The following is a 13,074-nucleotide window of genomic DNA, read 5'->3' on the forward strand; positions in this document are numbered from 1 at the left end:
CGCGAATGCGGTGTGTCAGTCAGCATTTATATGTCTGACACACCGCATTCGCGAGCAAGCCCGCTCCCACAGGGGCTGTGTGTCGATCCGATAATTTGAGTAACCGCATGACCTCCCTAACCCTCTCCCACCTCGCCTGGACGCCCTTGGGCCATGGCCACTGCCATCACCAGTTCCAGCTGCGTGACGCCACGCTGCAGGTGACGGCCGGGGAGTTTGTCGGCTTGATCGGGCCCAACGGCAGCGGCAAGACCAGCCTGTTGCGCTGCGCCTATCGCTTCAGTCGACCGGAACATGGCGAGGTCAGACTCGAACATCACAACCTCTGGAAACAGTCCGCGCGTTGGTGCGCCCAGCGCATCGCGGTGGTGCTGCAAGAATTTCCCGACGCCTTCGGCCTGACCGTTGAAGAAGTCGTCGCCATGGGCCGCATGCCTCACAAGGGTTTGTTCGACAGCGACAACCATGAAGACCGCCGGCTGGTAAACCAGGCATTGGCATCGGCCGGGCTCGAAGGCTTTGGCGACCATGCCTTCGCCACGCTCTCGGGCGGTGAGAAGCAACGGGTAATCCTCGCCCGCGCCCTCGCCCAGCAGCCGCAATTGCTGATCCTCGACGAACCGACCAACCACCTCGACCCGCGCTATCAATTGCAACTGCTGCAACTGATCAAGGGCCTGGGCATCGGCACCCTCGCCAGCCTCCACGACCTGAACCTGGCTGCCGCTTTCTGCGATCGCCTGTACGTGATCGAACACGGGCGCATCGTCGCCAGCGGCACGCCCAAGGATGTCCTCACCGCCGAACTGTTGCGCGAGGTGTTCGGCGTCGAAGCCCTGGTGGACGAGCATCCGCTGTCCGGCTACCCACGAATCACCTGGATAACCCAACCATGACCTTGCGTTTCCTGCTGTTGCTGCCCCTGCTGCTGGGCAGCGCCGATGCCCTGGCCGAAGCCACCCGCTACCCGTTGACGATCCAGAGCTGCAACCGCCAGGTGGTATTCAATCAGGCCCCTCGCCATGCCGTCAGCCATGACATCAACATGACCCAGATGATGCTCGCCCTGGGCCTCAAGCCCCGCATGGTCGGCTACAGCGGCATCAGCGGCTGGAAATCGGTGACGCCCGAGATGGCCAGGATCCTCGACGGCCTGCCGGAACTCGCCGCCAAATACCCCTCGGTGGAAACCCTGCTCAATGCCAACGTCGATTTCTTCTTCGCCGGTTGGGACTACGGCATGCGCGTGGGCGGCGACCTGACGCCGCAGACCTTGCGGCCGCTGGGCATCAACGTCTACGAGTTGACCGAATCCTGCGCGTTCGTAATGAAGCGCCCGGCGGCCTCGCTGGAGGACACCTACAACGACTTGCGCAACCTGGGGAAAATCTTCGACGTGCAGGATCGCGCCAACGCGCTGATCGCCACGATGCAGGCCCAGGTGGCCGAAGTGCGCAAGCACCTGCCAGCCGACCAGCCGCGGGTGTTCCTGTATGACAGCGGCGAAGACCGCGCCATGACCTCCGGTCGCCTGGGCATGCCCCAAGCCCTGATCGACGCGGCCGGCGGGCGCAACATCCTCGATGACGTGGAAACCAGCTGGACGCGGGTGAACTGGGAAAACGTGGTCGAGCGCAACCCGCAGGTCATCGTGATCGTCGACTATGGCGAAGTCAGCGCCGAGCAGAAGCAGCAATTCCTGCTGGACAACCCGGCCCTGCAATCAGTCGATGCGATCAAGCACCGGCGCTTCATCGTGATCCCCTACGTGCAGGCCACCCCGGGCATCGACAACGTGCTGGCGGTGCAAACCCTGGCACGGGGTTTCCACGGCCAATGAACAACCGTCGCTACGCCGCCCTGCTGACGGTCCTCGGCGCGCTCCTGCTGGTGTCGTGCGTGGTCTCCCTCGGCTTCGGCCCGGCCCGGGTGCCAGTGGCTGTGGTCTGGGACATCCTGTTGAGCAAGACCTTGGGGGTCGGCGAGGTCCATTGGACAGCCGGCCAGGAACATATCGTCTGGCTGATCCGCGTCCCTCGCCTGTTACTCGGTGCCTTGGTCGGCGCCGGGCTGGCGTTGATCGGCGCGGTGCTGCAAGCGGTGACGCGCAATCCGCTGGCTGATCCGCACCTGTTGGGCGTCACTTCCGGCGCGACCTTGGGGGCGGTCATCGTGGTGTTGCATGTCGGTGAGGTCATTGGCCTGCTGACCCTGCCCCTCGCCGCCTTCATCGGCGCACTGCTGAGCATGTTGCTGGTGCTGGCGATCGCCGCCCGCCAGGGTCGTCTGGAGAGTGATCGGCTGTTGCTGTGTGGCGTGGCGGTGTCCTTCGTGATGATGGCGGCAGCCAACCTCTTGTTGTTCCTCGGTGACCATCGTGCCAGTTCGGCGGTGATGTTCTGGATGCTAGGCGGCCTGGGCCTGGCACGCTGGGAACTGCTGGCCGTACCGGCCGCCAGTGTGCTGCTGGGATTGGTGTTGCTGCTGGGCATGGCCCGGCCACTGAACGCGCTGATGGCCGGTGAACAGACCGCCGTGACCCTGGGCCTGAACGCGGCCAAGGTGCGGTTGTGGATCTTCTTGATCGCGTCACTGATGACCGGCGTGCTGGTGTCCATCAGCGGCTCGATTGGCTTTGTCGGGTTGATGGTGCCGCACATTGCCAGGCGCCTGGTGGGCGCCGAGCATCGCCGACTGCTGCCAGCCTGCGTGCTGCTGGGCAGCCTGTTCCTGGTGTGGGTGGACGTGGCAGCCCGCACGCTGATTGCGCCGGAGGACCTGCCGATTGGGGTCGCTACGGCAGCCATCGGCGGGTTGTTCTTTATTGGCCTGATGCGCCGTCGTTGAAAAGATGCTTTTTCTTGTAGACGCCGAATAGCTCGGTCCCAAGGCCTCCATTACGAAAATGTTCAAGCTCCGCTCGAACCAGATCAATGATCAACGCCCGGTCTTCAGCTTTTTCAAGGTTGAAATTCCCGCTGTAGGCAAGGTTGACCATTCGCCAGAGGAAGCAATTGGTTCGGTAAACATCGACGGGCGTCAGCCAACGTTCGAGGAGCGCGGTAATTTCCTCGCTTCGAATCCCCTCGAAGCACCCAATTGAGTGGTCCTTGTCTGGAATGACAGCATCGACCACCTGAGTATCGGCATTCAATCGGTAACGCGCCGGCAAGGTCGAGAACGCTGCATCGGCGGCAATTATGGCGTCGGGCCACAAGCGATTGCCGTTACGCCCCACGGCCTCACCCACGCTCCAGAACTCCCCGTCATCTTTCAGACTACGGGAGATAAAGAGCATTACTTTTTCCAGCTCTACCAAATGGTGCAATGCCGAAACACACATAATGACATCCCACTGTTCACCGGTAGGCGCCAGGTCATTCGCATCCGCCACGATCAAATCGAGGCAGGTTTGCGGCGAAAACTGTTTTGCCGCGATTTGGAGCAGGTCTTCATTGATATCCAGCAGTGACCATTGCACGCCTTCGGGAATAGCCGCTGAAAAACCAGCCTCTATCCGCGCGGCACCGCTGCAGATGGACAAAACCTTTATCGCCCCGTGGTCAGTGACTTTCTGGCGTAGCCTCGCTTGAAAATCAGGCGGGGTTTGCGGGACGTTCGCCCTCAGGAGACGAGTCGCATAGGAGTAGGCGGCCTCCCCGGCCAACGGTTCCTGAATGACCATGTCGGCCTGCGCATCATGCCCTTGCGCATGGGCCAGTCCATTCAATGGGCGAACCTTGCGAGCGACGCCCCTTGCAGTTTCACTCTGTCGCTGCTGGACGGTTGAGTAGAACTCGCTCCGGTAGACGCTGCTGAAGTGCGCTATCTCGTTTTTCATGCGCATTGAATGATGCGTCCTGGCCAGGAGCGCCTTTCTCTCTCCTTCCCTGGCGACGCATAAATCTGCTATCGCCAGCCAGTCCGCCGTGGGATCGTTCTGCGCCCCGGGCCCACACTCGATCAAGAGGCGGCCACGCTTGCCCGTCAACCAGGCCAGGTCCAAATCCACCGTCCTCCATTCCGGCAGCGGATTTCTTCCGCAGACATGAAACGCTCCAATCTGAAAGTCGGCCTGAGTTTCGTCTTCAAGAAAAATAACTGAACAAGTAAGCCCATCCCTGCTGATGCTGGGTAGAGCGGCCGAAAAACGAAGGAATAACATTGAATCGGCAAACACATTCATCTGGCTGCTTCGAAGGCGCTCCCCAGCGGTGAGAATCAGTGAATACCTTTCTTCCCTCAGATGCGCTACAGGCATCCATTGCGGATGCTCGGCCAGTTTGACTTCAGGCAACACGTCGAAAACCGCCGTCTCATCGAGAAGAAAAAAGCTTGCAACGCCAGAGTCATTCAAACCGGCTTCCCCACTTCAGAATTCAGAAGAACCAGCATAGACGTGCGGTTGAAAATCTCACCTTGGATTAATCCCACTCCGCGCCCCAATGCGGAGCGCCACATTGCACCAGCACCCGCGATACGGTCACTGATGGTGCATCGCCATTTTCCACTCACGCCGCCAACCCCGCGTTTCAAAGCCTTTCTTCAACCGGGCACACCCCTTGCAAAAGCCCCTTCCAGCGTCTGCATCTGCCATCCAGAAAAACATAAAGACCACGGAGATCGCACCATGAAGCGTCGTAGCTTGATCAAGGCTTTTACACTCTCGGCAAGCATTGCCGCGATGGGCATGGCTTGGACCGTCCAGGCCGCCGAGACCATCAAGGTTGGCATCCTGCATTCGCTGTCCGGGACCATGGCGATCTCCGAGACGTCCCTCAAGGACATGGCGCTGATGACCATCGATGAGATCAACGCCAAGGGTGGGGTCAACGGCAAGAAGCTCGAAGCGGTGGTCGTGGACCCTGCGTCGAACTGGCCGCTGTTCGCCGAAAAGGGCCGGCAGTTGCTGACCCAGGACAAGGTCGCCGTGGTGTTCGGCTGCTGGACTTCGGTGTCGCGTAAATCCGTGTTGCCGGTGTTCGAAGAACTCAACGGCCTGCTGTTCTACCCGGTGCAGTATGAAGGCGAAGAAATGTCGCCGAACGTGTTCTACACCGGCGCAGCGCCAAACCAGCAGGCGATTCCTGCCGTGGAATACCTGATGAGCGAAGAAGGCGGCAGCGCCAAGCGTTACTTCCTGTTGGGCACCGACTACGTCTACCCGCGCACCACCAACAAAATCCTGCGTTCGTTCCTGCACTCCAAAGGTGTGGCGGACAAGGACATCGAAGAGGTCTACACCCCGTTCGGCCACAGCGATTACCAGACCATCGTCGCCAACATCAAGAAGTTCTCGGCTGGCGGCAAGACCGCGGTCATCTCCACCGTCAACGGCGACTCCAACGTGCCGTTCTACAAAGAGCTGGCGAACCAGGGCCTGAAGGCCACCGACGTGCCAGTCGTGGCGTTCTCGGTGGGCGAGGAAGAACTGCGCGGCATCGACACCAAGCCACTGGTGGGCAACCTGGCGGCGTGGAACTACTTCGAGTCCGTGGATAACCCGGCGAACAAGAAATTCGTCGATTCCTGGAAAGCCTACGCCAAGGCCAAGAACCTGCCGGGCGCCGACAAAGCGGTGACCAACGACCCGATGGAAGCCACGTATGTTGGCATCCACATGTGGGCCCAAGCGGTGGAAAAAGCCAAGTCCACCGACGTCGACAAAGTCCGCGAAGCCCTGGCCGGCCAGACCTTCGCCGCACCGTCGGGCTACACCCTGACCATGGACAAGACCAACCATCACCTGCACAAGCCGGTGATGATCGGCGAGATCCAGGCCGACGGTCAGTTCAACGTGGTCTGGCAGACCGAAGGGCCAATCCGCGCGCAACCGTGGAGCCCCTTCATTGCCGGCAACGACAAGAAGCCTGACTACGCGGTGAAGAGCAACTGAGCCCATGGGTGTCGGCCCGAGCATGACGCTCAGGTCCGACACAACTCCCTGTGGGAGCGAGCTTGCTCGCGATAGCGGACTCACATTCAACACTGACGTGACTGACCCACCGCCATCGCGAGCAAGCTCGCTCCCACATTGTCCGCGCAAGGCGACTCTCTATGCCCACCGCCCTTTACCGCCTCATTCTCGCCCTGGTGCTGCTGTTGCCACTGGAGGCCCACGCCGGCGACGCCGAAGACTTCGTCGCCGCCAACCCGACCCAGCAGGCCAAGCTCCTGGAAGCCTGGGCTGCGCAGCCGGAGCCTGAGCGCGTCGAACTGATCAACGCCCTGCAACAAGGCCAGTTGACCGTCGATGGCCAACCCAAGACCCTGCGCCTGAACAACCGCTTGCGAGGGCTGATCGAAACCGCCTTGGCCAGCCATCAACTGCTCGCCGTCGATGCCCGCGTACGCCTGGGCGCCGCGCAACAACTGCAGAAAAGCGCCCGCCCGGCGCAACTGGCGTTTCTTGATCGGCAACTGGCCGGCGAGCAGGACGAAGACGTCCACGCCGCCCTGAGCCTGGCCCTGGCGAACCTGCAACTGGTGGACAGCAACCCGAGCGTGCGCCTGGCCGCCGTTCGACTGCTGGGAGAAACCGGCGACCCGCTGGCCCGCACCCGCCTCGAAGGCCTGCTCGAACCCGGCGTTGAAACCGATGCCGCGGTGCGCACCGCCGCTGAGACCAGCCTCAGCCAGGTCAAGCGCAAACTCCTGGTTGGCGAGTTGCTGGGCCAGGCGTTCAGCGGCATGTCCCTGGGCTCGATCCTGCTGCTGGCCGCCCTTGGCCTGGCGATTACCTTCGGCCTGCTGGGGGTGATCAACATGGCCCACGGCGAGATGCTCATGCTCGGCGCCTACTCCACCTACGTGGTGCAGATGCTGTTCCAGCGCTTCGCCCCGAACGCAATCGAGTTCTATCCATTGATCGCCCTGCCGGTGGCGTTTTTCATCACCGCCGCCATCGGCATGGCCCTGGAACGCACGGTGATCCGTCACCTCTACGGGCGGCCGCTGGAAACCTTGCTCGCCACCTGGGGCATCAGCCTGATGCTGATCCAACTGGTGCGCCTGGTGTTCGGCGCGCAGAACGTCGAAGTCGCCAACCCGGCCTGGCTGTCGGGCGGGATCCAGGTGTTGCCCAACCTGGTGCTGCCGTACAACCGCATCGTGATCATTGCCTTCGCGCTGTTCGTGGTGGTGCTGACCTGGTTGCTGCTGAACAAGACGCGCCTGGGCCTGAACGTCCGCGCGGTAACGCAGAACCGCAACATGGCAGCCTGCTGCGGCGTGCCCACCGGGCGCGTGGACATGCTCGCCTTCGGCCTCGGCTCGGGCATCGCCGGCCTCGGTGGCGTGGCCCTGAGCCAGATCGGCAACGTCGGCCCGGACCTGGGCCAGAGCTACATCATCGATTCGTTCCTGGTGGTGGTGCTCGGCGGCGTCGGCCAGTTGGCCGGTAGCGTGTTCGCTGCGTTCGGCCTGGGCATCGCCAACAAGATCCTCGAACCGCAGATCGGCGCCGTGCTCGGCAAGATCCTGATCCTCGCGCTGATCATTCTGTTCATCCAGAAGCGTCCGCAAGGCCTCTTCGCGCTCAAAGGACGGGTAATCGACTGATGAACCAGCCCCTGATGCTCACGGCCACGCAAAAGGCCGGTCCCAAAGTCACTCTCGCCGTCGGCGCGCTGATTCTCGCCGTGCTGTTGAGCCTGCCCTTGCTGTCGTTATTGGCGGCGGACAATCCGCTGCACGTCTCCGCGTACACCCTGACCCTGGTGGGCAAGATTCTCTGCTATGCCATTGTCGCCCTGGCGCTGGATCTGGTCTGGGGCTACGCCGGCTTGCTCTCCCTGGGCCACGGTTTGTTCTTCGCCCTGGGCGGCTACGCCATGGGCATGTACCTGATGCGCCAGGCCGCCGGCGATGGCCTGCCGGCGTTCATGACCTTCCTGTCGTGGACCGAGCGGCCCTGGTACTGGGCCGGCACCGACAGTTTCCTCTGGGCGATGTGCCTGGTGGTGCTGGCGCCGGGTTTGCTCGCGCTGGTGTTCGGCTTCTTCGCCTTCCGTTCGCGGATCAAGGGCGTGTACTTCTCGATCATGACCCAGGCCCTGACGTTCGCCGGAATGTTGCTGTTCTTCCGCAACGAAACCGGGTTTGGCGGTAACAACGGCTTCACCAATTTCCGTTCGATCCTGGGCTTTGGCATCACCGAGCCGGGCACCCGCGCGGTGCTGTTTTTCGCCACAGTGTTGTTGTTGGTGGCGAGCCTGTTCATTGGCTGGCGCCTGGCCCGCAGCAAATTCGGCCGGGTGCTGACCGCCCTGCGCGACGCGGAAAACCGGCTGATGTTCTGCGGCTACGATCCGCGTGGCTTCAAGCTGTTCGTCTGGGTGTTGAGCGCGGTGTTGTGCGGCCTCGCCGGGGCGTTGTACGTGCCGCAAGTGGGCATCATCAACCCCAGCGAAATGTCGCCGACCAACTCCATCGAGGCCGCCGTCTGGGTGGCCCTCGGCGGGCGCGGCACGTTGATCGGGCCATTGCTCGGCGCCGGGGTGGTGAACGGCATGAAAAGCTGGTTCACCGTGGCGTTTCCTGAGTATTGGCTGTTCTTCCTCGGCGCCCTGTTCATCGTCGTGACCCTGTACCTGCCCAAGGGCGTGATCGGCCTGCTGAAGAAAAGGAGCGAATGATGCGCATCACACCCACGGCGGATTTCATGCTCGAACCCATCCTTGAACCTAATAAAGACCAAGGCAGCAGCCGCGACGCCATCGGCCTCGGTCAGGCTGCCGGCGTTGGCCTGAACACCCGCCACGGCACCATCCTTACCCTGGAAGACATCAGCGTCAGCTTCGATGGCTTCAAGGCGCTTAACGATCTGAACCTGTACATCGGCGTCGGCGAATTGCGCTGCATCATCGGCCCCAACGGTGCCGGCAAGACCACGTTGATGGATGTGATCACCGGCAAGACCCGCCCCAGCCACGGCAAGGCCTGGTTCGGCGAGACCCTCGACCTGACAACGATGAGCGAAGTGCAGATCGCCCAGGCCGGCATCGGTCGCAAGTTCCAGAAGCCGACGGTGTTCGAAGCCCTGAGCGTGTTCGAGAACCTGGAGCTGGCGCTCAAGACCGACAAATCGGTGTGGGCCAGCCTGCGGGCGAAACTGACCGGCGAGCAGCACGACCGCATCAGCGAAGTGCTCGAGACAATCCGCCTCACCACCTCCGTCAACCGCGCCGCCGGGCTGTTGTCCCACGGCCAGAAACAGTTCCTGGAGATCGGCATGCTGCTGGTGCAGGACCCGCAACTGTTACTGCTCGACGAGCCGGTGGCGGGCATGACCGACGCCGAGACCGACTTCACCGCCGAGCTGTTCAAGTCCCTGTCGGGCAAGCATTCGCTGATGGTGGTAGAGCACGACATGGGCTTCGTCGGCGCGATCGCCGACCACGTCACCGTGCTGCACCAGGGCAGCGTGCTGGCCGAAGGGTCGCTGGAACAGGTGCAGGCCGATGAGCGGGTGATCGAGGTGTATTTGGGTCGATAAATCGGCCAGCGCCAAGCCGCAAGCTTCAAGCGGCAAGTTGAAAGCAAAGCCGTACACCATCCTGCTCTTACTTGCAGCTTGAAGCTTGCCGCTTGAAGCTCTAAAAAACGGAGTTCAAATGCTACAAGTCCAACACCTCCACCAATACTACGGCGGTAGCCACATCCTGCGCGGCCTGTCGTTCGACGTGAAGGTCGGCGAGGTGACGTGCCTGCTGGGTCGCAACGGCGTGGGCAAGACCACCCTGCTCAAATGCCTGATGGGCCTGCTGCCGGCCAAGGAAGGCGCGGTGAATTGGGAAGGCAAGGCCATCACCACGTTCAAGCCGCACCAACGGGTGCACGCCGGCATCGCCTACGTGCCCCAGGGCCGGGAGATTTTCGGTCGGCTGACGGTGGAAGAAAACCTGCTGATGGGTCTGTCGCGTTTTCCCGGTTCCGAAGCCAAGGAAGTGCCAGCCTTCATCTACGAATTGTTCCCGGTGCTGCTGCAGATGAAACAGCGCCGGGGCGGTGACCTTTCCGGGGGCCAGCAACAACAGCTCGCCATTGGCCGGGCCCTGGCCAGTCGGCCACGCCTGCTGATTCTCGACGAGCCCACCGAAGGCATCCAGCCGTCGGTGATCAAGGAAATCGGCGCAGTGATCAAGAAACTGGCGGCGCGAGGCGACATGGCGATTTTACTGGTGGAACAGTTCTACGACTTCGCCGCCGAGCTGGCCGATCAGTACTTGGTGATGTCCCGGGGCGAGATCGTGCAGCAGGGCCGCGGAGAAAATATGGAAGCCGAGGGTGTGCGCGGGCTGGTAACGATCTAGGCTTAGCGTCCCGACGATAATCAGAAAATCATGAATCTACCTGTTACGTCTTCAGCCCTGTTCACACCCAGCTGGCACGCCGAGCTGGACTTGGGCTATGCCCGCTTCGGCGATTGCACACGCCCGGTACAGCGCCGCCACAAGGGCCCGCTGCGGGTGCAGAAGCACTTGTACGCCGAAGGCCCCGAAGTGTGCCAGCACATCATCGTCCACCCGCCCGGCGGGATTGCCGGTGGGGATCGGCTGGACATCTCGGCCCACGTCGGCCCTGGCGGCTGGGCACAATTGACCAGCCCCGGCGCGGCCAAGTGGTACCGCGCCGTCGGCCCGGCGTACCAGCAACTGACCCTGAGCGTGGCCCCCGGCGCGACCCTGGAATGGCTGCCCCAGGAAACCATCGTCTTCAGCGCGGCCCAGGCCGAACTCAGCACAAGCATTGACCTGCTGGGCGATGCCCGGTTGTTCTATTGGGACATGGTTGCCCTCGGCCGGCCAGCCAGTGGTGAGCGATTCGACCTGGGACATTTCCAGTCGCGGCTGGACATCCGCCGCGACGGCCAGTTGTTGTGGCATGAGCGCCAGCGCATCGTCGGTGGCGATGGGCTGCTGGACTCGCCCATCGGCCTGGGCGGTGATCCGGTATTCGCCACGTTGCTGGTGACCGGCGAGATCGACAGCGAATTGCTGGAACGTTGCCGATCCCTGGGCCATGCCGTGCGCGGCGACCTGAGCCAATTGCCCGGTTTGCTCGTGGCCCGCTGCCTGGCGAGCGAGGCGCTGCTGGCGCGGGGGTGGTTGATTGAATTGTGGCGGCTCCTGCGCCCGGCGTTGCTTGGAAGAGAAGCCATGCCACCAAGAATCTGGAGCACCTGAATTTGCTTTTCCTGTGGGAGCGAGCTTGCTCGCGATAGCGGTGTATCAGCCAACGGTTATGTTGAATGTTCGATTGCTATCGCGAGCAAGCTCGCTCCCACAGAGGATCCCCCACAAGGGGACCTGTGTTTACCGCAAGAAATTTTTATCTGCCCTTATGGATTGCACATGGACCTGACCCCACGCGAAAAAGACAAGCTGTTGATCTTCACCGCCGGCCTCGTCGCCGAACGACGACTGGCCCGGGGCTTGAAACTCAACTACCCGGAAGCCATGGCCTATATCTCCGCCGCGCTGCTCGAAGGCGCCCGTGACGGCCAGACCGTGGCCGAGCTGATGCACTACGGCACCACGTTGCTGAGCCGCGAGCAGGTGATGGAAGGTATCCCGGAGATGATCCCGGAGATTCAGGTCGAAGCGACGTTTCCCGACGGCACCAAACTGGTCACCGTCCACCAGCCCATCGCCTGAGGCCACGCCATGACTGCCCATGTTCGTGACGCACAGCCCGCCGACCTGGCGGCGATCCGCGAGATCTACAACGACGCCGTGCTCAACACCACGGCGATCTGGAACGAGCAGGCCGTGGACCTGGGCAACCGCCAGGCCTGGTTCAGCGCCCGGCAAACCCAGGGCTACCCGGTGCTCGTCGCCGTTGACGCCGAGGACAACGTGCTCGGCTACGCTTCCTTCGGCGACTGGCGGCCATTCGATGGCTTCCGCCATACCGTGGAGCATTCCGTGTACGTGCGCAGCGACCAGCGCGGCAACGGCCTTGGCCCGTTGCTGATGGCTGTCCTGATCGAGCGCGCCAGGTCCTGCGATAAACACGTCATGGTCGCGGCCATCGAGAGCGGCAACGCGGCCTCGATTCGCCTGCATGAGCGGGCCGGTTTCGTCACCACCGGGCAGATGCCGCAGGTGGGCACCAAGTTCGGCCGCTGGCTGGACCTGACTTTCATGCAGTTGGACCTCAATCCCGGGGCGCCACCGCCCGCTATCGACAAGGAGTGATACCGATGAACGCCGCCCAGTTGCGTCGAGTCCACGCTGAAAGCTTTGCGCACTATCGCCAGGGCCTGATCGATCTGTTGCTCGACGCCGTGGGTTATGGCGCCAGCGTCGGGTTCATGGCCGACCTCGATGCGGTCCAGGCCCGGACCTATTTCGATGAAGTCCAGGCCAGTCTCAACCAGGGCCACCTGCTGTTGTGGGTTGTGGTCAAGGATGAGCAGGTGCAGGCCAGCGTCCAGCTTGCCCTGTGCCAGAAGCCCAACGGCCGCAACCGCGCCGAGGTGCAAAAGCTGTTGGTGCGCGGCGAGGCCCGCCGCCGGGGCCTCGGCCAGCAGTTGATGAGCGCCCTGGAGCTTGGCGCCCGCCAGCACAAGCGTGGCCTGTTGTACCTCGACACCGAGGCCGGCTCCGAGGCCGAGGCGTTCTACCGCGCCATGGGCTACACCCGCGTCGGCGAACTGCCCGACTACTGCCAGAGCCCGGACGGGACCTACACCCCGACCGCCATCTACTACAAGCTTTTGGGGCAACCGCAATGATTCCAGGGCAATACCAGGTCCAACCCGGCGACATCGAGCTCAACGTCGGCCGCCGCACGCTCACGTTGAATGTCGCCAACAGCGGCGACCGACCGATCCAGGTCGGCTCGCACTATCACTTTTTCGAGACCAACGACGCCCTCGCCTTCGACCGCGCCGCCAGCCGTGGCATGCGCCTGAACATCCCGGCGGGCACGGCGGTGCGCTTCGAGCCGGGGCAGAGTCGGGAAGTCGAACTTGTCGAACTGGCCGGGCATCGCCGGGTGTTCGGGTTTGCCGGGCGGGTCATGGGCGACCTTTAAGTCATGGGGGCCTGTACTGGCCTCATCGCGAGC

General features: G+C 62.6%; 14 protein-coding genes. 13 read left to right on the forward strand and 1 reads right to left on the reverse strand.

Features of this window, described 5'->3' with window-relative positions; translation table 11 throughout:
• Positions 1-107: 107 nt before the first annotated feature.
• Genes Q7C33_RS26625 through Q7C33_RS26635 form a run of 3 tightly spaced genes read left to right on the forward strand, consistent with a single transcriptional unit; the run spans position 108 to position 2,847 of the window.
• Positions 108-896, forward strand: coding sequence for an ABC transporter ATP-binding protein (locus Q7C33_RS26625; RefSeq protein ID WP_407684417.1), 789 nt, complete (start codon positions 108-110; stop codon positions 894-896).
• Entirely contained in the window at positions 893-1,840 is a 948-nt protein-coding gene (locus Q7C33_RS26630; RefSeq protein ID WP_407684418.1) for an ABC transporter substrate-binding protein, read from the forward strand. The genes Q7C33_RS26625 and Q7C33_RS26630 overlap by 4 nt, the downstream gene beginning before the upstream one ends.
• Positions 1,837-2,847 carry a FecCD family ABC transporter permease gene (locus Q7C33_RS26635; protein WP_030140101.1) on the forward strand — a complete coding sequence of 337 codons (1,011 nt, stop codon included), beginning with the start codon at positions 1,837-1,839 and terminating at the stop codon, positions 2,845-2,847. The genes Q7C33_RS26630 and Q7C33_RS26635 overlap by 4 nt, the downstream gene beginning before the upstream one ends.
• On the opposite strand, the gene Q7C33_RS26640 is transcribed toward Q7C33_RS26635, so the two are convergent.
• Complete coding sequence (locus Q7C33_RS26640) at positions 2,822-4,357, reverse strand: class I SAM-dependent methyltransferase (protein WP_407684419.1); 1,536 nt, start codon at positions 4,355-4,357, stop codon at positions 2,822-2,824. The genes Q7C33_RS26635 and Q7C33_RS26640 overlap by 26 nt on opposite strands.
• Before the next feature lie 273 nt (positions 4,358-4,630).
• Between Q7C33_RS26640 and urtA the strand changes: the two genes are divergently transcribed.
• The 10 genes from urtA to Q7C33_RS26690 all read left to right on the forward strand — a co-directional run bounded on the left by urtA (position 4,631) and on the right by Q7C33_RS26690 (position 13,041).
• The gene (gene urtA, locus Q7C33_RS26645) at positions 4,631-5,896 is read left to right on the forward strand and encodes an urea ABC transporter substrate-binding protein (protein ID WP_025211599.1); all 1,266 of its coding nucleotides are present in this window, start codon (positions 4,631-4,633) and stop codon (positions 5,894-5,896) included.
• 161 nt (positions 5,897-6,057) lie between these two features.
• The gene (gene urtB, locus Q7C33_RS26650) at positions 6,058-7,560 is read left to right on the forward strand and encodes an urea ABC transporter permease subunit UrtB (protein ID WP_407684420.1); all 1,503 of its coding nucleotides are present in this window, start codon (positions 6,058-6,060) and stop codon (positions 7,558-7,560) included.
• Positions 7,560-8,636, forward strand: a complete 1,077-nt coding sequence (gene urtC / locus Q7C33_RS26655; protein WP_407684421.1) for an urea ABC transporter permease subunit UrtC — start codon at positions 7,560-7,562, stop codon at positions 8,634-8,636. The genes urtB and urtC overlap by 1 nt, the downstream gene beginning before the upstream one ends.
• A complete protein-coding gene (gene urtD / locus Q7C33_RS26660) occupies positions 8,636-9,496 on the forward strand; it encodes an urea ABC transporter ATP-binding protein UrtD (RefSeq protein ID WP_407684422.1) in 861 nt (286 codons plus the stop codon). Before urtC ends, urtD begins: the two co-directional genes overlap by 1 nt.
• A gap of 118 nt (positions 9,497-9,614) precedes the next feature.
• Positions 9,615-10,313 carry an urea ABC transporter ATP-binding subunit UrtE gene (gene urtE, locus Q7C33_RS26665; protein ID WP_030140107.1) on the forward strand — a complete coding sequence of 233 codons (699 nt, stop codon included), beginning with the start codon at positions 9,615-9,617 and terminating at the stop codon, positions 10,311-10,313.
• Positions 10,314-10,343: 30 nt separating this feature from the next.
• Entirely contained in the window at positions 10,344-11,186 is an 843-nt protein-coding gene (locus tag Q7C33_RS26670) for an urease accessory protein UreD (protein WP_407684423.1), read from the forward strand.
• Between the two features lie 168 nt (positions 11,187-11,354).
• Positions 11,355-11,657, forward strand: a complete 303-nt coding sequence (gene ureA / locus Q7C33_RS26675; RefSeq protein WP_003197350.1) for an urease subunit gamma — start codon at positions 11,355-11,357, stop codon at positions 11,655-11,657.
• A gap of 9 nt (positions 11,658-11,666) precedes the next feature.
• Positions 11,667-12,200, forward strand: coding sequence for a GNAT family N-acetyltransferase (locus tag Q7C33_RS26680; RefSeq protein ID WP_407684424.1), 534 nt, complete (start codon positions 11,667-11,669; stop codon positions 12,198-12,200).
• Between the two features lie 5 nt (positions 12,201-12,205).
• The gene (locus Q7C33_RS26685; protein WP_198797194.1) at positions 12,206-12,739 is read left to right on the forward strand and encodes a GNAT family N-acetyltransferase; all 534 of its coding nucleotides are present in this window, start codon (positions 12,206-12,208) and stop codon (positions 12,737-12,739) included.
• Complete coding sequence (locus tag Q7C33_RS26690) at positions 12,736-13,041, forward strand: urease subunit beta (protein WP_407684425.1); 306 nt, start codon at positions 12,736-12,738, stop codon at positions 13,039-13,041. The genes Q7C33_RS26685 and Q7C33_RS26690 overlap by 4 nt, the downstream gene beginning before the upstream one ends.
• Positions 13,042-13,074 lie beyond the last annotated feature (33 nt).

This window comes from Pseudomonas sp. BP11-1-1, from assembly GCF_052112105.1.
In the GTDB taxonomy this organism is placed as follows: Bacteria; Pseudomonadota; Gammaproteobacteria; order Pseudomonadales; family Pseudomonadaceae; genus Aquipseudomonas; species Aquipseudomonas alvandae.